Annotated in this window: 17 protein-coding genes; 7 read left to right on the forward strand and 10 right to left on the reverse strand. The window is 71.7% G+C overall.

Annotated elements, in window-relative coordinates; genetic code table 11:
- Position 1 precedes the first annotated feature (1 nt).
- From R9Z33_RS03340 to R9Z33_RS03355, 4 genes are all read left to right on the forward strand, one after another.
- Positions 2-5,269, forward strand: a complete 5,268-nt coding sequence (locus tag R9Z33_RS03340) for a PAS-domain containing protein (protein ID WP_318649893.1) — start codon at positions 2-4, stop codon at positions 5,267-5,269.
- 14 nt (positions 5,270-5,283) lie between these two features.
- The gene (tldD, locus tag R9Z33_RS03345; protein WP_318649894.1) at positions 5,284-6,720 is read left to right on the forward strand and encodes a metalloprotease TldD; all 1,437 of its coding nucleotides are present in this window, start codon (positions 5,284-5,286) and stop codon (positions 6,718-6,720) included.
- A 136-nt stretch (positions 6,721-6,856) separates the two neighbouring features.
- A complete protein-coding gene (locus R9Z33_RS03350) occupies positions 6,857-7,846 on the forward strand; it encodes a Bug family tripartite tricarboxylate transporter substrate binding protein (protein WP_318649895.1) in 990 nt (329 codons plus the stop codon).
- Between the two features lie 57 nt (positions 7,847-7,903).
- Entirely contained in the window at positions 7,904-9,109 is a 1,206-nt protein-coding gene (locus tag R9Z33_RS03355) for a pyridoxal-phosphate-dependent aminotransferase family protein (RefSeq protein WP_318649896.1), read from the forward strand.
- A 3-nt stretch (positions 9,110-9,112) separates the two neighbouring features.
- Here R9Z33_RS03355 and soxZ read toward each other — a convergent pair whose 3' ends face one another.
- The 6 genes from soxZ to R9Z33_RS03385 all read right to left on the reverse strand — a co-directional run bounded on the left by soxZ (position 9,113) and on the right by R9Z33_RS03385 (position 14,030).
- A complete protein-coding gene (gene soxZ, locus R9Z33_RS03360; RefSeq protein WP_318649897.1) occupies positions 9,113-9,442 on the reverse strand; it encodes a thiosulfate oxidation carrier complex protein SoxZ in 330 nt (109 codons plus the stop codon).
- Positions 9,439-9,858 carry a thiosulfate oxidation carrier protein SoxY gene (locus R9Z33_RS03365; RefSeq protein WP_318649898.1) on the reverse strand — a complete coding sequence of 140 codons (420 nt, stop codon included), beginning with the start codon at positions 9,856-9,858 and terminating at the stop codon, positions 9,439-9,441. Before R9Z33_RS03365 ends, soxZ begins: the two co-directional genes overlap by 4 nt.
- Positions 9,855-11,144: an FCSD flavin-binding domain-containing protein gene (locus R9Z33_RS03370; RefSeq protein WP_318649899.1), complete on the reverse strand. Its 1,290-nt coding sequence runs from the start codon at positions 11,142-11,144 to the stop codon at positions 9,855-9,857. Before R9Z33_RS03370 ends, R9Z33_RS03365 begins: the two co-directional genes overlap by 4 nt.
- Positions 11,145-11,155: 11 nt before the next feature.
- Positions 11,156-11,446, reverse strand: a complete 291-nt coding sequence (locus tag R9Z33_RS03375) for a c-type cytochrome (RefSeq protein WP_318649900.1) — start codon at positions 11,444-11,446, stop codon at positions 11,156-11,158.
- 89 nt (positions 11,447-11,535) lie between these two features.
- A complete protein-coding gene (locus R9Z33_RS03380; RefSeq protein ID WP_318651606.1) occupies positions 11,536-12,681 on the reverse strand; it encodes a YeeE/YedE family protein in 1,146 nt (381 codons plus the stop codon).
- Positions 12,681-14,030 (reverse strand): cytochrome P450, encoded by a 1,350-nt coding sequence (locus R9Z33_RS03385; protein WP_318649901.1) that lies wholly within the window; start codon positions 14,028-14,030, stop codon positions 12,681-12,683. Before R9Z33_RS03385 ends, R9Z33_RS03380 begins: the two co-directional genes overlap by 1 nt.
- Positions 14,031-14,193: 163 nt before the next feature.
- On the opposite strand from R9Z33_RS03385, the gene R9Z33_RS03390 reads away from it, so the two are divergent.
- Complete coding sequence (locus R9Z33_RS03390; protein ID WP_318649902.1) at positions 14,194-14,541, forward strand: hypothetical protein; 348 nt, start codon at positions 14,194-14,196, stop codon at positions 14,539-14,541.
- 74 nt (positions 14,542-14,615) lie between these two features.
- On the opposite strand, the gene R9Z33_RS03395 is transcribed toward R9Z33_RS03390, so the two are convergent.
- The 3 genes from R9Z33_RS03395 to aat are packed head-to-tail and all read right to left on the reverse strand — an operon-like array spanning position 14,616 to position 17,481.
- Positions 14,616-15,821 carry an MFS transporter gene (locus R9Z33_RS03395; protein ID WP_318649903.1) on the reverse strand — a complete coding sequence of 402 codons (1,206 nt, stop codon included), beginning with the start codon at positions 15,819-15,821 and terminating at the stop codon, positions 14,616-14,618.
- On the reverse strand, positions 15,818-16,762 hold the full coding sequence (gene thiL / locus R9Z33_RS03400; RefSeq protein ID WP_318649904.1) for a thiamine-phosphate kinase: 945 nt from the start codon (positions 16,760-16,762) through the stop codon (positions 15,818-15,820). Before thiL ends, R9Z33_RS03395 begins: the two co-directional genes overlap by 4 nt.
- Before the next feature lie 56 nt (positions 16,763-16,818).
- Positions 16,819-17,481 (reverse strand): leucyl/phenylalanyl-tRNA--protein transferase, encoded by a 663-nt coding sequence (aat, locus tag R9Z33_RS03405; protein ID WP_318649905.1) that lies wholly within the window; start codon positions 17,479-17,481, stop codon positions 16,819-16,821.
- 175 nt (positions 17,482-17,656) lie between these two features.
- On the opposite strand from aat, the gene R9Z33_RS03410 reads away from it, so the two are divergent.
- On the forward strand, positions 17,657-18,892 hold the full coding sequence (locus tag R9Z33_RS03410; protein WP_318649906.1) for an amidohydrolase family protein: 1,236 nt from the start codon (positions 17,657-17,659) through the stop codon (positions 18,890-18,892).
- Between the two features lies 1 nt (position 18,893).
- On the opposite strand, the gene R9Z33_RS03415 is transcribed toward R9Z33_RS03410, so the two are convergent.
- Complete coding sequence (locus R9Z33_RS03415; RefSeq protein ID WP_318649907.1) at positions 18,894-19,082, reverse strand: DUF4169 family protein; 189 nt, start codon at positions 19,080-19,082, stop codon at positions 18,894-18,896.
- A 36-nt stretch (positions 19,083-19,118) separates the two neighbouring features.
- Between R9Z33_RS03415 and R9Z33_RS03420 the strand changes: the two genes are divergently transcribed.
- Positions 19,119-19,778, forward strand: coding sequence for a dienelactone hydrolase family protein (locus tag R9Z33_RS03420; protein ID WP_318649908.1), 660 nt, complete (start codon positions 19,119-19,121; stop codon positions 19,776-19,778).
- Position 19,779: the final 1 nt, after the last annotated feature.

Below are 19,779 nucleotides of genomic sequence, written 5' to 3' on the forward strand. Positions count from 1 at the left end.
GATGGACGCCGCCGCCCCCCGACCGCCCGAGATCCTCGCGGCCCTGCCGCTGGCGGTGATGGGCTTTTCCGGGGCGGGCGGGCTGGTCTTCGCCAATACCGCCATGCATGCGCTGCTGCGGGTGGATCAGGCGGCGCTGAAGCCCGGTGCGGCCCTGGCCGATGTGCTGCGCCTGCTGGCCTTCCGTGGCGCGCTTGGCCCCGGCGACCCGGCCGAGCGCCTGCGCGAGGTGCTCGCGCTCGACCTCACCCTGCCGCATCGCCGCCTGCTGCGGGATGTCGAGGGCCGCGGCCTCGAATGGCGCATCGTGCCGCTGGCCGATGGCGGCCACCTGCTGACGCTGGCCGATGTGAGCGAATTCCTCCAGGCGCGCGAGGTGGCGGAGCGCGAGGCCGGCGCGTTGTCCGGCGTGCTGGCCCGGCTCAACAACGGTGTCGCGCAGTATGACGCGGCGCGTCGCCTCGCGCGCAGCAACCCCGCCTATGCGCGCCTGCTCGGCCTGCCTCAGCATGCGCTCCAGCCCGGCATGCCGCTCACCGAGATCGTCGCGCGCCAGCAGGAGGCTGGCGAGTTCGATGCCGCCCGTGCCGCCGCCGTGGTGGCCGACCTCACGACGCGCTCCGTCGCCCAGCCCTGGCGGCATGAGCGGACGCGCCCGGATGGCCGAACCGTCCGCTTCGAGAACCAGCCCATGCCCGATGGCGGCTGGCTGGTCGAGATCATGGACATCACCGACGCGCATCAGGCCGCGCAGGATGTCCGCCGCCGGGTGGCCCTGCAGGACGCGCTGATGGAGGCGCTGCCGGTGGGCGTCGCGGTCTATGGCCCCGACCGCGTGCTGACGCAGGTGAACCCGGCCTATAACCGCATCATGGCGCACAGCCCCGTGCGCCTCGGCGAGAACCTGCGCGACATCCTGATGCGGCGCGCCATCGCCGGCGAGTTCGGCCCCTGCGACCCGGAAGTGGAAGTCGCCCGCCGCCTCGCCGCCACCAGCACCTCGCACGGGTTCGAGCGCCGCACGCCGGAGGGCATCGCCACCAGCCATCGCAGCGTGCCGCTGCCCGATGGCGGGCATGCCATGGTGGTGGCCGACGTCACCGCGCTGCACGCCGCCCAGGCCGAGGCGCGCGAGCGGGCCGAGGTGCTGGCCCACATGCTGGAGAGCACGCGCCACGGCATGGCGATGTTCGACGGCGAGGGCACCGTCATCGCCGCCAACCGGCTGGCCGCGCATTTCTGCGGCCTGCCACCCGAGGCCTTCCGCCGCGGCGCCAATATCCGCGAGCTGCGCGCCCTGCAGATCCAGCTCGGCGTGCATGGCGACAAGCTCTCGACCGACCGCTTCCTGGCCGAGCGGATGAACGAGCCGCTGCGGGGCCCCGATCGCTACCGCCGCACCAACCCGGACGGCACGGTGGTGGAGATCATCACCGACCAGCTGCCCGAGGGCGGCTATGTCCGCTCCTTCACCGACGTGACGGCGCAGGTCCAGGCCGAGGCGGAAGCGACGAGCCGCGCCGCCTCGCTGCAGGCCGTGCTCGACAACATGCGGCACGGCATCATCCTCTATGATGCCGAGGGCTACGTCCGCACCGGGAATGCGCTGGGCGCCCGCCTGGCGGGCCTGCCGCCCGACATGCTGCGCCCCGGCGTGCATTTCGACGACCTGCGCGATGTCCAGGCCGAGCGCGGCGAGCATGGCGTGGGCGAGGCCGGGCAGCGCTGGCGCCAGAACCGCGTGCGGGAGCCCTGGAAGGGCGAGAGCACCTACACCCGCAAGCGCCCCGACGGCACCATCATCGAGGTCCGCACCGATCTCATCCCCGGCGGCGGCTGCGTCCGCTCCTTCACCGACATCACGGCGCTGACCGAGGCGCAGGCGGCGGCCACGCAGCGCGCCGCCATGGTGCAGGCGATGCTGGACAACATGCGCCACGGCATCGCGCTGTTCGACGCGCAGGACCGGCTGCTCACCTTCAACCCGCTCTGCGCCGCGCTGATGGGCCTCGAGGGCTGGCTGCGCCCCGGCGTGGAATATGCCGAGCTGCTGGCGCACCAGCTCGAAGCCGGCGAATTCGGCGAGGGCCCGGCGGCGCGCGATCGGGTCGCCGCCTTCCTCGTGCGGGACAAGGGCACGCCCAACACCATCCGCCGCCGCCGCCCGACCGGCGAGGAGCTGGAGGTGACGTCGAGCCCGGTGCCGCAGGGCGGCTTCGTGCTGACGCTGACCGACATCACCGCCCGCGTGGTGGCCGAACGCGAGGTGGAGCGCCGGGCCGAGGTGCTGGCCGCCACGCTGAACGCGGCGCGCCAGGGCATCATCCTGTTCGACGCCGAGGGCCGCGCGGTGGCCGCGAACGACATCGCCGCGCAGCTCACCACCCGGGCCGGCCCGGCGACGCTCGTCGGCCTCAGCCATTCCGAGATCGTGGGCAACCAGCACCGCTTCGAGGGCGCGAGCGAGGCGGAGGTGGAGCAGGTGATGCGGCAGGTGGCGACGGTGGACCGCCGCCAGCACCACCGCTACCAGCGCCGCCGCCGCGATGGCCTGGTGCTCGACATCAGCTCCGACCCGATGCCCGAGGGCGGCTACGTCGTCTGCTTCTCGGACGTGACGGAGCTGGTGCGCGCGCGCGAGCAGGCGCAGGCCCGCGCGGCGCTGCTCTCCGCCACCCTGAACGCGGCGCGCCAGGGCATCACGCTGTTCGACCGCAACGGCATCGTCCTCGCCGCCAACGACATCGCCGCGCAATTCGCGGGCCTGCCCGATGCGGCGGCGCTGATCGGCCGCCGCCATGCCGATGTCGTCGCCGCCCAGCGCCAGCACGAGGGCGCGACGCCCGAGCAGCAGGCCGAACTGGCGCGCCGCTTCGCCGAGACGGACCGCACACGGCCGCACCGCTACCAGCGCCGCCGGCCGGATGGCCGCGTCTTCGACCTCACCTCCGACCCGATGCGCGAGGGCGGCTACGTCGTCTGCATCTCCGACGTGACGGACCTGGTGCGCGCGCGCGAACAGGCCCAGGCCCAGGCGGCCGCGCTCTCGGCCACGCTCGACGCCTCGCGCCACGGCATCACCCTCTACGGGCCCGACCACCGGGTGATCGCCACCAACCGGATCAGCATGGCGATCGCGGGCTATGCCTCGCCCGAGGAGATGGTGGGCCAGAGCTTCGCGGAGGTGATGCAGCACCAGGCACCGCTGGAACAGCTGGCCGACCCGGAGGCCGAGGCCGCCTTCCTGCGCCAGGCCATGGCGCTCGATCGCACCAAGCCGATCCGCTACCAGCGGCGCCGCGCCTCGGGCGAGGTCTTCGACGTCGCCTCCGACCCGACGCCCGAGGGCGGCTTCGTCGTCTCCGTCTCCGACGTGACGCCGCTGGTGGACGCGCAGGAGGAGGCGCAGCGCCGCGCCGGCATCCTGCAGGCGATGCTGGAGAACAGCCGCCAGGGCATCGTGCTCTATGACGCGCAGCACCGCCTCGTCGCCGCCAATGCGCTGGCCGGCGAGATGATGGGCGTGCCCGACCTGCTGGCGAAGCCGGGCACAACCCAGGCCGAGATCCTGGCGGCGCAGCGCGCGCGCGGCCTTTATGCCGGCGAGGATGGCGGCGCCGAGCAGGAGCGCTACTTCCTCGCGCTCGACCGCAGCAGATCGCACCGCTCGCAGCGAACCCTGCCCGATGGCCGGCGCTATGACGTGGCCTCCGACCCGACGCCCGATGGCGGCTTCGTCATCTCGGTCTCGGACATCACGCCGCTGGTCCGCGCCGAGGCGGCCGCCGAGCAGCGCGCCGGCCTGCTGCGGACCATGCTGGAGAACAACACCTCCGGCGTGCTGCTCTACGACCATGAGCGGCGGCTGCGCGGCTACAACAGCCTGGCCGTGACGCTCACCGCCATGCCCGACCTGCCGCAATGCCTCGGCATGCGCATCGAGGACCTGCTGGAGCGGCAGCAGCGCACCGGCAATCTCGGCACCCCCGAGGCGGCCGAGCGCGAACGCCAGCAGCTCCTCGCGCTCGACCGCAGCAAGCCCTCCCGCTCGCAGCGGGTGACGGCGGATGGCCGGGTCCTGAACTTCGCCTCCGACCCGACGCCCGATGGCGGCTTCGTCGTCTCGCTCACCGATGTGACGCCGCTCGCCCGCGCCGAGGCCGAGGCCAAGCGGCGCGCCGAGATCCTGGGCGTGATGCTGGGCAATATCCGCCACGGCATCGTGCTCTTCGACAAGGAGGGCCGCCTGGTCGCCTCCAACGCCAAGCTGAAGGAGATGCTGGGCGTGCCGGAAGCGGCGCTGACGCCCGGCGCCCATATGCACGAGATGGTGGATGCGCTGCTGGTGCAGGGCGAATACGGCGAGGGCGAGGCCGGGCGGCGCGTGGCCGAGGCGATCAAGACCCGCCCGCGCTTCGCGCCCATCCGCTCCCTCCGCCCGCGGCCGGACGGCACCATCCTCGAGGTGGTCTCCGACCCCACGCCCGATGGCGGCTGGGTCGTCACCTATACCGACGTCACCGAGGACCGGCAGATCCGCGCCGAGCTGGAGGCCGCGCGCGAGGCGGCCGAAGCGGCGAGCCGCGCCAAGTCCCGCTTCCTCGCCACCATGAGCCATGAGCTGCGCACGCCGCTCAATGCCGTGATCGGCTTCGCCGACGTGCTCTGCAGCGGCGCGGCGCCGATGCAGACCGAGGAATTCGCCAAGGCGATCCGTGAGGCAGGGCAGCACCTGCTCTCCCTGATCGACGACATCCTCGACATCACCCGCACCGAGACCAGCAACCCGCCCATCGCGCTGGAGGAGGTGGAGCTGACCGAGGTGCTGGAGGGCGCCGCGCGCATGATCGGCCCGGCCGTCGCCGAGGGCGGGCTGCAGCTGGTGCGCGAGATCGCGCCCGGCCTGCCGCGCCTGCGCGGCGATACGCGCCGGCTGCGCCAGGTGCTGTTGAACCTGCTCAACAACGCCACCAAGTTCACCGAAGCGGGCGGCACCGTCACGCTGCGCGCCTTCCGCACCACGGACGGCCTGACGATGGAGGTGCAGGACACCGGCATCGGCATCGAGGCGAAGGACCTGGAGCGCGTCTTCGAGCCCTTCACCCAGCTCGACAGCGCGCTCTCCCGCCGCTTCCCGGGCTCGGGCCTCGGCCTGCATCTCTGCCGCTCGCTGACCCAGGCGCAGGGCGGCGCCCTCATCCTCGAAAGCACGCCGGGGGTGGGCACCATCGCCCGTGTCACCTTCCCGGCCTCCAGCCTGATTTCCTGAAGGGAAACCTCCCCATGCCGCTCGACACGCCGCTCGCCGTCACGGACCGGCTTTTCTACACCGGCCTCGACCCGGAGGCCGCCGCGCGCCGCCTGCGCGAGGCGACCGACGGCGCCGAGGATGGCGAGCTTTTCTTCGAATACCGCGAGAGCGAGGCGATCAGCCTGGAGGATGGCCGCATCCGTTCGGCCAGCTACGACACGCAGCGCGGCTTCGGCCTGCGTGCCATCCAGGGCGAGGCGGCGGGCTATGCCCATTCGGGCGAGATCAGCGATGCGGCACTGGCGCGCGCGGTGGCGACGGTGGGCGCGGTGCGGCAGGGGCGCAGCGGCACGCTCGATGTCGGCCCGCGCGCGACCAACACGCAGCTTTACGAGGCGGCGAACCCGCTGACGGCCATGGGTTTCGCCGAGAAGACCGAGCTGCTGATGGAGATCGACGCCCATGCCCGCGCGCTCGACCCGCGCGTGACGCAGGTCATGGCCTCGCTCAGCGGCGAATGGCAGGCGGTGCAGATCCTGCGGCCCGACGGGCTGCGCGTGGCGGACCTCCGCCCGCTGGTGCGCTTCAACGTCTCCGTCGTGGTGGAGGAGAACGGGCGCCGCGAGACGGGCAGCTTCGGCACGGGCGGGCGCTTCGCCTATGCGCGCGTGATCGGCGATGGCGGCTGGCAGGCGGGCGTCGCGGAGGCGCTGCGCCAGGCGCTGGTGAACCTCCAGAGCATCCCCGCGCCCGCCGGCGAGACCGAGGTGGTGCTGGGCCCGGGCTGGCCCGGCATCCTGCTGCATGAGGCGATCGGCCACGGGCTGGAGGGCGACTTCAACCGCAAGAAGACCAGCGCCTTCGCGGGTCTCGTCGGCACGCGCATCGCCGCCCCCGGCGTTACCGTGGTGGATGACGGCACCATCGCCGACCGTCGCGGTTCGCTCACCGTGGACGACGAGGGCACGCCCTCGGGCCGCACCGTGATGATCGAGGATGGCTATCTGCGCGGCTTCATCCAGGACCGGCAGAATGCGCGCCTCATGGGCGTGGCGCCCACCGGCAATGGCCGCCGTCAGAGCTTCGCCCACATCCCGATGCCGCGCATGACCAACACCATCATGCTGGGCGGCGCGCACAGCCCGGCCGAGATCATCGGCAGCGTGAAGAAGGGCATCTATGCCGTGAATTTCGGTGGCGGGCAGGTGGACATCACCTCGGGCAAGTTCGTCTTCTCGATGAGCGAGGCCTACATCATCGAGAATGGCCGCATCGGCGCGCCGGTGAAGGGCGCGACCCTGATCGGCAACGGGCCGGATGCGCTGACCAAGGTCAGCATGATCGGCAATGACAGCGCGATGGACCCGGGCATCGGCACCTGCGGCAAGAATGGCCAGGGCGTGCCGGTGGGCGTGGGCCAGCCCACGCTGAAGATGACCGGGCTGACCGTGGGCGGCACCGCCATCTGAGGCGGAGGGCATCCAGGGCGAAGCGGCGGCCGGGCCCGGCGATGGCGGGCGCGACGCACCATCGCCCCTGGCGATGCGCTTGCATGCCGCGCCCGGGTGGGGCTTAACCTCCGGTCAGAAAAACCGGAGGACCGCCATGATTCGCCGCTTCGCGCTCGCCGCGTTGGGATTGCTCGCCGCCACGCCTTTCGCCGTGAGCGCCCAGAGCTTCCCGCAACGCCCCATCACGCTCGCGGTGGGCTTCGCGCCCGGCGGCAGCACGGACATCGCCTCCCGCCTCATCTCCGAGCGCTTCGCGGCCAATATCGGCCCCGAGGCGCGGGTGGTGGTGGAGAACCGCCCCGGTGCCTCAGGCGTGGTGGCGGGCGACTGGCTGCGTCGCCAGGCGCCGGACGGCCATACACTGATGCTGATCGAGGTCAGCTCCCACGCGATCGCGCCCGCGGCGCTGGAGGGCGGCACGCCGTTCAACCCGGTGGCCGATTCCACGCAGATCGCGATGATCGGCACCGCGCCGATGGTGCTGATCGCCGCCCCCAATTTCCCCGCGACCACGGCGCAGCAGGCGATTTCCGTGCTGCGCGCCTCGCGCCCCGAGCAATATGCCTATGCGACCTCGGGCGTCGGCTCCATCCCGCATCTGGGCGTGGAAATGCTGGCCTTGCAGCTCGGCGCGCGCTTCACCCATGTGCCCTATCGCAGCGGCGGGTTGATGCTGACGGCGATCCACCAGGGCGAGGGGCAGTTCGGCATCGCGGTGCTGGCCTCCGCCGCCGCGCAGATCCGTGGCGGGCTGGTGCGCGGCCTGGCGGTGACGAGCCGCGAGCGCTTCCCCTCCTTCCCCGACCTGCCGACGCTGAACGAGGGCGCGATGCCGGGCTTCGAGCTCTCGACCTGGAACATGATCATCGGCCCGCCGAACATGCCGCCCGCGGTGGTGCAGCAGCTCAACCGCGCGCTGGTGGCGACCGTGGCGGATGCGACGCTGCGCGAGCGCCTGCTCCAGGCCGGCGTGCTGCCCTGGGCGAGCGAGAACACGCCCGAGAGCACGCGCGCCTTCCTGACGAGCGAGGTGGAAAAGTACCGCCAGGTGGTGGCGCGCACCGGCGTCCGCCTGGAGCGTTGATGCGCGGCCCATTCCGCTGAATACTGCCGGGAACGACGCGCAGGAAAGCCAGACACGATGGACGGTTCGATCAGCCCCAAGCCCGCACGCCCCATGGCGCGCGGCCGCCTGTTCTTTGCCAATCCCGGGCCGACGAACATCCCGGATTCGGTGCTGGCCGCCACCGCGCGCGCCAGCATCGACTTCAACGACCCGGCCTTCCTCGCCGTCTATGACGCCTGCTTCGAGGGGTTGAAGAAGGTGCTGAAGACGAAGCACCACCTCTTCATGTACACCGCCTCGGGCCACGGCGCCTGGGAGGCCTCGCTGGTCAACACCCTCTCGCCCGGCGATCTCGTGCTGATCCCGGAGACGGGGCATTTCTCCGATAGCTGGGCCAAGATGTGCGGCACCTTGGGCTTCGAGGTGCAGCAGGTCCCCGCCGATTGGCGCCGCGGCGTGGAGATCTCGGCCATCGAGGCGGCGCTCGCCGCCGATACCGGCCACAAGATCAAGGCCGTCTGCTGCGTGCACAACGAGACGGCGGCCGGCACGCGCATGCCGCTCGACCAGGTGCGCGCCGCGATGGACCGCGTGAAGCACCCGGCGCTGCTGATGAGCGACACCATCTCCTCGCTCGGCTGCTATGATTTCCGCATGGATGAATGGGGCGTGGATGTCTGCGTCGGCGGCAGCCAGAAGGGGTTGATGCTGCCCACCGGCTTCAGCTTCACCGGCGCCTCGGAGAAGGCGATGGAGGCGCATCGCAAGAGCACCCATCCGCGCCACTATTTCGACTGGACCGAGATGCTGGCCCGCCGGCAGAAGAGCTTCGTCGGCACCGTGCCGACCACGCTCTTCTACGGCTTGCAGGAAGCGCTGCGCCTGATGCTGGTGGAGGAGGGGCTGGACAATGTCTTCGCCCGCCATGCCCGCCTCGCCAAGGCGGTCCGCGCCTGCGTGCAGCATTGGTCCGGGAACAATGGCCCGCAACTCTTCTGCCAGAACCCCGAGCGCTGGTCGGACAGCGTGACGGCCATCCTGATGCCCGAGGGCTATGACGCCGACGCGGTGCGCAAGATCGCGCTGGAGCGCTTCAACGTCTCGACGGGCGCCGGCCTTTCCAAGCTGGCCGGCAAGGTGTTCCGCATCGGCCACCTGGGCGACCTGAACGAGCCGATGATCATCGGCACGCTGGGCGCGGTCGAGATGGCGCTCGGCATTGCCGGCGTGCCGCATGCCAAGGGTGGCGTGCAGGCCGCGCTGGACAGCCTGGCCGCCTGAATCTCAGGCCAGGGCGATGCGGTGGGTCGCGCGCGCGGTGCGGCCCGCCTCATCCGTCCAGGTGAATTCGAGTTCGCTCGCGCGATCGATGCGCACAAAGAACACATGGAAGGGGTTGGCGGCGGTGCCGTTGCGGAACTCCGCCTCCAGCAGCGCCTCGCCGTTCAGCCGCACGCGCATGCGGGTCAGCATGTCGCGCGGGATGGTGCGGCCTCCCTCCTGGCGCAGCCCGGTCTCCATCGGGTGCTCCATCAGCGTGCGGATTTCCACCACCTCGCCCGCGCGGGCGCTGCGGGGGGCGCGGATGCGCGGGGCTGCGAGTGGCGTGCTCATGTCAGGCAGCCCCCGGTGGCGACGCGGATCTCGGCCGTGGCCCGCTGCACGCTGCCGTCATTCATGCGCGCGAGGACGACGAGGGTCTGGTTCTCCGACATGCGGATGCGCGTCTGGATTTCCGCCCGCGCCAGCGCCGGGCCTAGCTTGAAGGAGGCGATGCCCGGCGTCGGGTTGCGCGTGGCGAACAGGTGGATGGCCGTCACGTGACGCTCGGCGCTTTGCGGGCTGTCCACCAGCACCGTCACCGGCACCTGGCCGCCATTTTCCGCGACGGGCGGGACGCGGAGCGTGATGCCGCCCTCCCGCGGGGCGGCATCGCCGATCTCGGCGCGGATGGCGGCATTGAGCACGTCGTCGCTCGCCGCCGCCGCGAAGGGCAGCAGCGCGAGGCTCAGGATCGCGCGGCGCTTCATGCGAACATGTCCTTGGTGATGCTGTCATACCAGGCATCGGCGTAGAGCGCCTCCAGCTTGCGCTGCTCGGGCAGGTTGCCGCGCGGCGAGACGCCGCCCGAGCCCTGCACCTCGGCGATCGCCGTGCCCTCCGCATTGGGGCGGAACACGCCGACGATCGAGATGCCGTAATCCTCGCCCACATGCGAGTAGCAGGTGTTGAAGTAGACCGCCTCGGGCGGGGTCTCGCCGCGCAGCAGGGCTGCGGCGGATGCGACCGCCTGCTTGGCCGTGCTGTTGGCGATATAGCCCGATTTCGGCATGGGGCCCGGGATGTTCGCATCGCCCACGACATGGATGCCGGGGGCCACGCGCGATTCGAAGGTGCGCGGGTTCACCGGCACCCAGCCGGACTGGTCGGTCAGCCCCGCCTCGCTGGCGATGCGCGCGGCCGATTGCGGCGGGATGACATTGGCGACGGCGACCTTGTGCCGCGTGCCGAATTCCGTCTCCAGCACGCGCTCGCGCGCATCCACCTTCGTCACCTTGCCGTCGCGGTTGCTCGGCACCCATTCGATCATGCCGGGATAGAGCTGCGCCCAGGCATCCTGGAACAGGCCCTGCTTGCTGAAGGCCTCCTTCGCATCGAGGGCGAGGATCTTGGAGCGCGGCTTGTGGCGCTTCAGGTAGCTCGCGATCATGCTGATCCGCTCATAGGGGCCGGGCGGGCAGCGGAAGGGATTGGCCGGGATGGCGAGGCCGACGACGCCGCCATCGGGCATCTCCTCGAGCTGGCGGCGCAGCAGCAGGGTCTGCGCGCCATCGCCTGGCACCCAGCCATGCGGCATGATCTCCGAGGCGGCCTCGTCATAGCCCTCGATGGCGCCCCAGCGCAGCGCGATGCCGGGCGAGAGGATCAGCCGGTCATAGGTCAGCGTCTCGCCACCCGCGAGGCGCACGCGGCGCGCCGCGGCATCAATGCCGGTCGCCCAGTCATGCACCACGCGGACGCCACGCGCGCGCAGCCCGTCATAGCCATGGGTGATCTGGCCGATCTGCCGCGTGCCGGCCAGCACCAGGTTGCCATAGGGGCAGGTGACGAAGTGCCGCTTGGGTTCGACCAGCGTGACATCCAGCCAGGGATAGGTGCGGCGGGCGAAATTGGCCGCGGTCGCGCCGCCGAAGCCGCCGCCGATGACGAGCAGCCGCGCCTGGGTGGCGTTCGGCCCTTGGGCGCGCAAGACGGAAGGGGCCGCGACGAGCGGGGCGGCGGCGAGCAGGGCGCGGCGCGGGAGGGTATGGGTCATGGCGGGTCTCCTCAGCGCGGCTGGCGGGCGAAGTATTCGGCGGTGGCGATGATCTCCGCCTCCGTGTAGCCGCGCGCGACGCGGCCCATGATGGTCGCCGGGCGCTCATTGGCGCGGAAGGCGTTCATCTGCGCGATCAACTCCGCGCGGTCCCGCCCCGCGAGGGCGGGGACGCCGCCCTGGCCCGCGCCATTCGGGCCATGGCAGCCGACGCAGCCCTGCGCGGCGAGCGGCGCCTGGGCCGCGGCGGGCATGGCGAAGGCGAGCGTGAGGCCGGCGAGCAGGGCGGGAAGGGGCCGCATGGGTGTTCCTTTGGCACGTGACGATGCGCCCGGAACATAATGCACGACACGAAAGCGTCAATTGTCGGTTTTTACATTGCACTGCGGCATTAACGCAGGGCTGGTCCCTCCAGCCGGAAGAGCGGCCTCAGCCGGGCACCCAGCGCATTTCCGGCCAGGGCCGGGATGATCCACACCCAGCCATGCAGGCTGCCCGAGAGAATTCCCCCCAGGAAAGCGGAGATATTGCAGCCGAAGGCGATGATGGCCCCATAGCCCAGCAGCAGCCCGCCGATGAGCGAGGCCAGCGCCGGCCCCGGGCGCGGCATGCGCCAATCGCCCCGCCGCCCAGCCAGCGCCGCTGCCAGGAAGGCGCCGGCCATGAGGCCCAGATCCATCACCGTCATCCGGTCGGCCAGCAGGGGCCGCAGCAGCGCCTCGGTGCGGGTCGGGTCTTCCCAATAGGGCCAGAAGGCGGGGTCATCCCAGCCCAGCGCCTCGATGGCGCGGGAGCCCCAGAGCGGAAAGGCGGCGGTGATCGCCCAGGGCCGCCCGGCCAGGAGCAGTGTCGCGAAGCCCAGCAGCGCGAGGCCGATGGCGCCCCAGGCCGCCGGCCAGGGGTGGCGGAACAGCGCGCCGCGCCATGCCAGTGGCTCCACCGCGCCATGCCGCCGCCGCTCCAGCCCGGTGGCGATGGCCCAGGCCAGCGCGAGGGCGAAGAGGCTCGCCACCAGCGCGCCGCCGAGGCCGAGATGGGCCGTGAGCGAGACGGGCGGCAGCGCGGCCCAGCCCGACCAGCGCTCGGAATCGTAAGCCGCGAAGGTGGCGCCCGCGATGAAGGCGGCGAGCGTGATCCACATCCGCGCCCCTTGCCCGCCGGCCGCCGTGTAGAGCGTGCCCGAGGCGCAGCCCCCGCCCAGTTGCATCCCGATGCCGAACAGGAAGGCGCCCAGCAGCAACCCCCAGCCGATCGGGAAGACGAAGCCGCGCACCGGCTGGCCCAGCACGCTCCCTGCCGCGATGGCCGGCAGGCTGAGCAGGCAGGCCAGCGCCAGCAGCAGCAGCATGGCGCGGAAGCCCGCGCTGCGGCGCTCGGCCAGCAGGCGGCGGAAGCCGCCGGCGAAGCTGAAGCTCGACTGGAACAAGACGAGGCCGAGGCCCGCGCCCAGCAGCCAGAGCACCGCCATTTGCGCGCCCTGCGCCTGCGCCAGCCAGGCCGCGCCGCCCCCGGCCAGCAGCAGCCCGGCGAGCCGCATCACCGGGGTGTCACCATCAGCGGCATCCCGCCGCGCGGCCGCAGGGTGAGGCGCGCGCGCGGCACCGGGGCGGCGCCGGGCGGGATGGAGAAATCGAGGCGCGGCAGCAGCACGGCCATGAAGACCAGCATTTCCGCCATGGCGAAGGAGGCGCCGGCGCAGACGCGCGGGCCGATGCTGAAGGGCAGGTAGCCGAATTGCGGCGGCTTCTGCGGCGCGTCGGGCAGGAAGCGCTCGGGCCGGAAGGCGTGCGGCGCCTCCCAGAGATGCTCGTTCCGGTGCAGCAGCCAGGGCAGGGCCATCACCGTCTCGCCGGGCTTCACCTGGATGCCGGCGATGCGCTCGGCCCGCGCGGCCTCACGGGACAGATAGGGCACGGGCGGATAGAGGCGCATCGCCTCCTGGATCACCGCCTTGGTGAAAGGCAGCGCGTTCAGCTCGGACGCCTCGGGCGCGCGGCCGCCCAGCACGGCCCCCAGCTCGGCCAGCACGCGCTCGCGCGTGGGCTGGTGCAGCGCCAGGAGATAGACCGTCCAGGTCAGCACATTGGCCGAGGTCTCGCTGCCGGCCAGCAGCAGCATCGCCACCTCGTTGATGAGCTGCGTGGGGTCGAGCAGGGGGCGGCCATCCTCGGCCAGCGCCGCGCGCAGCTCGCCGAAGAGGCCGCCCACATCGGGGCCGGCGGCTGCGATGCAGGCCGAGCAGAGGCGGCGGATGGCGCGGGCATGGCGGCGCGCCGTGTGGAACTGCCAGCCGGTCAGCTTCTCCGGCAGGCCGAAGACATGGGCGAAATCCACCGCCAGCACCGCCCCCTCATAGGCGGTGAAGCTGCGGGCGAGCTTGGCCGCATCCTCCGGCCGCGCCGCATCGCCGAACAGCGCGCGCATGACGGCGAGCGCGGTCGCCGCCGCGAAGCCGGCCGCCACATCCACCCGCCCGTTCCAGCTCCGCGCCAGCTCCTCGGCGCCCTGCACGAAGAGCGGGTGGAAGCCGGGCGTGCGCGAGGGGTGCAGCAGCTTCGCCATCAGCGCGCGGCGGGTCAGCCAGACCTCGCCGCTGTTGAGGAACATGCTGTCGCCGATCACCGGCTCCAGCGCCTGGCGGAAATGCCGGCTCTTCGCCTCGAACTCGGCGCGGCCGGTGATGAAGACGCGGCGCACCATCTCCGGCTCGTTCACGATGAGCACGCGCTGGGAGATGGCGCTGAAGGGCATCATCCGGTGGCGGAAGGCGGTCTCTGGGAAGAGGCTCAGCAGGTCCGTCGCCGAGGCGTAGAGTGCCCGCATGCCGCGCGGGAAGCGCGCCGGCGCCGCCGGGCGCGGGGGGAGGAAGTCGGTCGAGGTGGTCATCGGGCTGCCTTGGGGGTGCGGCGCCTTGTGGTCAAGCGGCTCGTGCCCCGTCAAGGCAACCCTCAAGCTATCCTGCGGGAGGCTGCACAAGCCCCGGGGGAGTGGCTAGGCTGAAGCTTCGCGCCGCGCGCCAAAGCCTCCGTCCCTCTCCTGGAACCCCGCCATGCGTCACCCGAGCCTTCTCATTGCCCTGCTGGCCGCGGCCTGCGCTGCGCCGCCGCCCGCGCCGCCCGCGCCGCCGGCGCAGCCGCTGCCCACGCCCATCACCACGCCGATCCCGATCGCGCCGCGCCTGCTGCCCGGCCAGCCGCCGCCGCCGCCCGAGGCCATCGCCGAGCGGCAATTGCAGCGCGGCATGCAACTGGACCAGCGGAATGACCGGCTGAACGCCATTGACCCCCGTCGCCCGCAGCAGACCGGCGAGGGCGATGTCACCTCGCCCGATCTGCGGGGCGATCCGTCGCTGCCGATGATGCCGAACTCCGCATCGCCGGTCTGGGGCCGCTTCTGATCGCCGGCCGGCGGCGCGGCTAGAGCGTGAGGCTGCTTCACCGCTTCGGTGATTCCACCTCAGCGGATCACGCTCTAGCGCGCCGCCGCCGGGCTGGCGTTCACGCCGCGCGATTTCTGCCAGGCCAGCAGCGCCAGCGCCGCCACCAGCGGCGGCAGCAGGGTGAGGTTCAGAAGGCTCCAGCCGAAGCGCGCATGCACATAGCCGGACAGGAAGGCGGTGCAGGCGACGGTGCCGAAGACGATGAAGTCGTTGGCCGCTTGCGCCCGCACGCGCTCATGCGGCGCATAGGCGGTGGCGAGCAGCGAGGTCGCCCCCACGAACATGAAGTTCCAGCCGACGCCGAGGATGGCGAGGCCGATGGCGAAGTGCCAGAAGGTCTCGCCCATCAGCGCGACGGCGACGGAGACCGCGGTCAGCACCGCGCCGGCCACGATCACGGGGCGCACGCCGAAGCGGGTGATGAGGTGGCCCGTGGCGAAGCCGGGCGCGTACATCGCGATGGCATGCGCCTGGATGACGGTGGCGGATGCACCCACCGAGAAGCCACAGAACAGCATCTCCAGCGGGGTGGCCGTCATGGCCAGGTTCATCGTGCCATAGGCCACCATGCCGGCGACGACGGCGGTGACGAAGGCCGGGCGGCGCATGATCTCGGTGACCGGCGTGGTGACGGCGGCGCGCGGCGGGGGCGGCGGCAGCGTCAGGCCGGTCAGCAGGACCATGCAGATCACCGGCAGCAGCGCGAGGACCAGATAAGTGCCCAGAAAGATGTAGGGCATGAAGACCTGGTGCGTGTGCTTCACGATCTCCGGCCCGAAGGCCGCGGCCAGCACCGGCCCGGCCATGACGAGGGCGATGGCGCGCGGGCGATAGGCCGGCGTCGCGGCCTCCGCCGCGGCGAAACGGTAATGCTGCGCGATGCCGAAGCCGGCACCGGCCAGCACCGAGCCCAGGCAGTAGATCAGGAAATCCTGCTGCCACACGCCCAGCGCGAAGGTGAGCGAGCCGGCCAGCGAGACGATGGCGCCCAGCATGAAGCCGGCGCGGCGGCCATAGCGGCCGAAGATGATCGAGGCCGGGATGGAGGCCGCCATCACCGCTGTCATCTGCACTGCCATGGGCAGGGTGGCCAGCGCCGGATCCGCCGAGAGGCTGTGGCCGATCAGGGCGCCCATCGCGGCCTGGCCCACCATCGTCGCGTTCATCAGGGCCTGGCAGAAGAAGAGGCGCCAGATGGTCGCCTTCATCTGCTTCTCTTGGGCGTCGTCTTGCGTCACAGGTGGCTCCAGCCGAGTTTTGCCGGCGTGATGTCGCGGCCGGTGGCGTCGCGCAGGCTCACATGCGGCGCGCCCGCCGTGAACCGCCCGAGGCGCGTGACAGGGGTGCGCGCGGCGAGACCCGCCGCCTCCACCGCCGCTCGGTCCTCCGGCGCCGCCGCGAAGAGCAGCTCGTAATCGTCGCCGCCGCTCGCCAGCGCGGCGATGGGCGCCGTGACGTCCGAGACCGGGATGCGCGCGGCCTCGACCGCCACGGCGCAGCCGCCCGCGCGGGCCAGGTGCCCGGCATCCTGGAGCAGCCCGTCCGAGACATCCATGCAGGCCCGTGCCAGCCCGCGCAGCGCGAGGCCGAGGGCGAGGCGCGGCTCGGGCAGGCGGTAGCGGCGGGCGAGCGCGCCATCCGGGTCGGCGATCTCGCCCCGCGCGGCGCGCAGGCCGAGCCAGCCATCGCCGATCCGCCCGCTGACCCAGAGGTCATCCCCCGGCCGCGCCCCCGCGCGGGTCAGCGCGGCGCCGGGCGGCGCATGGCCCAGGATGGTGAGGGACAGGCTGAGCGGGCCGGGTGTGGAGACGGTGTCGCCCCCCAGCACCTGCAACCCGAATTCCGCCTGATCGGCCGCGAGGCCCGCGGTGAAGCCGGCGAGCCAGCCCTCGTCCGTGCCCGGCGTCAGCGCGATGGTCATGAGGTAGCCGAGCGGCGCGGCGCCCATGGCCGCGAGGTCGCTGAGATTCACGCGCAGCAGCTTGCGGCCGATTGTCTCCGGTGGGTCGTCGGCCAGGAAATGCACGCCCGCCACCATGGCATCGGCGGCGAGGACGAGCTGTTGCCCCGGCGGCGGCGTCAGCAGTGCCGCGTCATCCAGCAGGCCGAGCGCGCCTGGCCCGGCCAGCGGGCGGAAATGCCGGGCGATCAGGCTGAATTCCGGGGCGGGTTCGGTCATGGCGGCAGGGTAGAGGAGGAAGCGCCGAGCCTGAACCCCGGCCCAGCCCCCAGCGCTCAGCCCTCGGCGCGCAGCGCCGCGATCTCGCGCGCCAGGGCCTCGGGGTCCGGATCGGCGGGGAAGATGGCGGGCACCTCCACGGCGGTGGCGAGCTGCTGCTTGTAGAGGGCGCGCGGCACCTCCTGCGTACCGAACTGCGCGAGATGCGCGGTCTGGAACTGGGCGTCCAGCAGGGTGAAGCCGCCCAGGCGCAGCCGCGCCACCAGATGCACCAGCGCGATCTTGGAGGCGTCATCGGCGTGGCTGAACATGCTCTCGCCGAAGAAGGCGCCGCCGAGCGAGACGCCATAGAGCCCGCCCACCAGCACCTCGCCCTGCCAAGCCTCGATGGAATGGGCGTGGCCCTGGCGGTGCAATGCGGTGAAGAGCGCCTGGATCTCGGCATTGATCCAGCTGTCGGCAGAGCTGGCCCGCGGCGCGGCGCAGGCGGCGATGACCTGGGCGAAGGCCTCGTTCGCGCTGATGCGATAGGGCGCCTGCCGCACCCGGCGCGCGAGGCGGCGCGGCAGGTGGAAGCCCGTGAGCGGGATCACGCCGCGCATCTCGGGATCGAGCCAGTAGAGGGTGCGCGCGTCGCGGCTCTCGGCCATGGGAAACAGGCCGATGCGATAGGCCCGGAGCATCAGCTCCGGCGTGATTTCCATCTGCCGGCGGGACATCAGCGCCCCTCCGCCGGGGCGGGCGCGGTGAAGGCTCGGGCGGGGCCAGGGGTGTCCACGCCCGCATCCTAGCGCGGATCGGGGCGGGATCGAAGCCGTCTCATCCTCTTGCCGGCCTCGGGTGGTCATATGCCGCGAATTCGGCGAACGTCCGCGAAGCCGAAGGAGTTGCCCGATGGAATTCGACCTGCTGCTGCGCCGCGCCCGCCTCGCCGATGCCGAGACGCTGACTGATATCGGCGTGACGGGCGGCGTCATCACCGCCATCGCGCCCGACCTCGGCAGTGCGGCGGGCGAGGTGGTGGATGCGGGCGGCTGCCTGGTCGCCCCCGGCTTCATCGAGACGCATATCCATCTCGACAAGAGCGGCATCATCGACCGCTGCGGCTGCGCGCCCGGCCGCAACCCGCACCGCGCGATGGAGCGCGTCTCGGCCGTGAAGCACAGCTTCACGGTGGAGGATGTGAACGCCCGCGCCCGCGCGACCATCGAGAAGGCGATCAGCCACGGCACCATGACCATGCGCACCCATGCCGAGGTGGACCCGCTGGTCGGGCTGCGCGGCTTCCAGGGCGTGAAGTCGCTGGTGGACGCCTACAGATGGGCCATCGACCTCGAGATCTGCGTGATGCCGCAGGAGGGCCTGCTGGACAGCCCCGGCACCGAGGAGCTGATGGTGGAGGCGCTGAAATCCGGCGCCACGGTGATTGGCGCCGCACCCAATTACGACCGCGACCGCGCGGGACAGATCCGCCGCATCTTCGAACTCGCGCAGGAGTTCGACGTGGATGTGGACATGCACCTGGACAGCGGGTTCGACCCCAATGACCTCGATCTGCGCCTGGTCTGCGAGATCACCGACCGGATCGGCTGGGGCGGCCGCGTCGCCTTCGGCCATGGCACGAAGATCGCGAGTGCGACGCCCGAGCACCAGGACCGCATCGGCAAGATGATGGCTGATTCCGGGGTGGCGCTGGCTGTGCTGCCGGCGACCGACCTCTTCCTGATGGGGCGTGACCAGGACCACAATATCCGCCGCGGCGTGGTGGATGCGCACCGGCTGATGGCGCAGGGCGCGCTGTGCAACCTCTCCACCAACAATGTGCAGAACCCCTTCACGCCCTTCGGCGACGCGCAGCTGATCCGCATGGCCAATCTCTACGCGAATGTCGTGCAGCGCGGCGATGCGCATGAGCTGCGGCAGACCTGGGACATGTTCACCGCCAATTCCGCGAAGGTGCTGCGGCTGAAGCAATACGGCATCGCAGTGGGCAACCCGGCCGACCTGGTTGTGGTGGACGCGCCCGATCCGGTGGCCGCGCTGCGCGGGATTTCGCCGGTGCTGATGGGCTTCAAGCGCGGCCGGCGCAGCTTCTCCCGCGCGCGGGCCGAACTGCACCCGCCGTCCTGATTCAGGGCTTTTCGGGAGTATCCATCCGGCTGCCCTCGAGCAGGGCGTCGCGCTGGGCGGCTTCCGTGGCCGCGCGCTGCTTCTCGGCCTTGGTGCGGCCGAAGGCGGCGCGGTTGGCGGCGGCCTGCGCCTCGGCCTCCGCCTTCTCCCGCGCGCGGCGCCACTTCCGAAGATTCACGACCTCGCCCATGCTGGGAATCTAGCATCACCCCCGGGAGATTCGTCCATGCAGATCACGCTCACCGCCGCCGATGGCCACAGCCTGGCCGCCTATCGCGCCGGGCCGGCCGATGCCAAGGCCGGACTTGTCATCGTCCAGGAGATCTTCGGCGTGAACCGCCATATGCGCCGCGTGGCCGACAGCTTCGCCGCCGCCGGCTATGCCGTGATCTGCCCCGCCCTGTTCGACCGCACGGAGCGTGGCGTGGAGCTGGGCTACACGGGCGATGACGTGACGCGGGGCCGCACGCTGCGGAGCCAGATCGATGAGCAGCTGACGCTGCTGGACATCCTGGCCGCCGCCGGGGCGCTGCCGGCCGGGCTGCCGCGCGGCATCGTCGGCTATTGCTGGGGCGGCACCGTCTCCTGGCATGGCGCGGTCCGCAGCTCGGCCTTCAAGGCGGCCGTCGGCTGGTATGGCGGCGGCATCGTGGCGGCGAAGGACGAGGCGCCGCGCTGCCCCGTGCAACTGCATTTCGGCGAAGTGGACGGGTCCATCCCGCTCACCGATGTCAGCGCCATCCAGGCGGCGCGGCCGGAAGTGGAGGTCTTCGTCTACCAGGGTGCGGGCCATGGCTTCGGCTGCGAGGAGCGGGGCAGCTACGTGCCCAAGGACGCCGAGGTGGCGCAGGAGCGCACGCTTTCCTTCTTCGCGAAGCACCTCTGAG

Origin of the sequence: Sediminicoccus rosea (genome assembly GCF_033547095.1) — a bacterium.
In the GTDB taxonomy this organism is placed as follows: Bacteria; Pseudomonadota; Alphaproteobacteria; order Acetobacterales; family Acetobacteraceae; genus Roseococcus; species Roseococcus rosea.

Bases quoted from the DNA above. Each gene is read 5' to 3' on its own strand.
- R9Z33_RS03340 (WP_318649893.1), top strand. From the start codon at position 2: ATGGACGCCGCCGCCCCCCGACCGCCCGAGATCCTCGCGGCCCTGCCG.
- tldD (WP_318649894.1), top strand. From the start codon at position 5,284: ATGCCGCTCGACACGCCGCTCGCCGTCACGGACCGGCTTTTCTACACC.
- R9Z33_RS03350 (WP_318649895.1), top strand. From the start codon at position 6,857: ATGATTCGCCGCTTCGCGCTCGCCGCGTTGGGATTGCTCGCCGCCACG.
- R9Z33_RS03355 (WP_318649896.1), top strand. From the start codon at position 7,904: ATGGACGGTTCGATCAGCCCCAAGCCCGCACGCCCCATGGCGCGCGGC.
- soxZ (WP_318649897.1), bottom strand. From the start codon at position 9,442: ATGAGCACGCCACTCGCAGCCCCGCGCATCCGCGCCCCCCGCAGCGCC.
- R9Z33_RS03365 (WP_318649898.1), bottom strand. From the start codon at position 9,858: ATGAAGCGCCGCGCGATCCTGAGCCTCGCGCTGCTGCCCTTCGCGGCG.
- R9Z33_RS03370 (WP_318649899.1), bottom strand. From the start codon at position 11,144: ATGACCCATACCCTCCCGCGCCGCGCCCTGCTCGCCGCCGCCCCGCTC.
- R9Z33_RS03375 (WP_318649900.1), bottom strand. From the start codon at position 11,446: ATGCGGCCCCTTCCCGCCCTGCTCGCCGGCCTCACGCTCGCCTTCGCC.
- R9Z33_RS03380 (WP_318651606.1), bottom strand. From the start codon at position 12,681: ATGCGGCTCGCCGGGCTGCTGCTGGCCGGGGGCGGCGCGGCCTGGCTG.
- R9Z33_RS03385 (WP_318649901.1), bottom strand. From the start codon at position 14,030: ATGACCACCTCGACCGACTTCCTCCCCCCGCGCCCGGCGGCGCCGGCG.
- R9Z33_RS03390 (WP_318649902.1), top strand. From the start codon at position 14,194: ATGCGTCACCCGAGCCTTCTCATTGCCCTGCTGGCCGCGGCCTGCGCT.
- thiL (WP_318649904.1), bottom strand. From the start codon at position 16,762: ATGACCGAACCCGCCCCGGAATTCAGCCTGATCGCCCGGCATTTCCGC.
- aat (WP_318649905.1), bottom strand. From the start codon at position 17,481: ATGTCCCGCCGGCAGATGGAAATCACGCCGGAGCTGATGCTCCGGGCC.
- R9Z33_RS03410 (WP_318649906.1), top strand. From the start codon at position 17,657: ATGGAATTCGACCTGCTGCTGCGCCGCGCCCGCCTCGCCGATGCCGAG.
- R9Z33_RS03415 (WP_318649907.1), bottom strand. From the start codon at position 19,082: ATGGGCGAGGTCGTGAATCTTCGGAAGTGGCGCCGCGCGCGGGAGAAG.
- R9Z33_RS03420 (WP_318649908.1), top strand. From the start codon at position 19,119: ATGCAGATCACGCTCACCGCCGCCGATGGCCACAGCCTGGCCGCCTAT.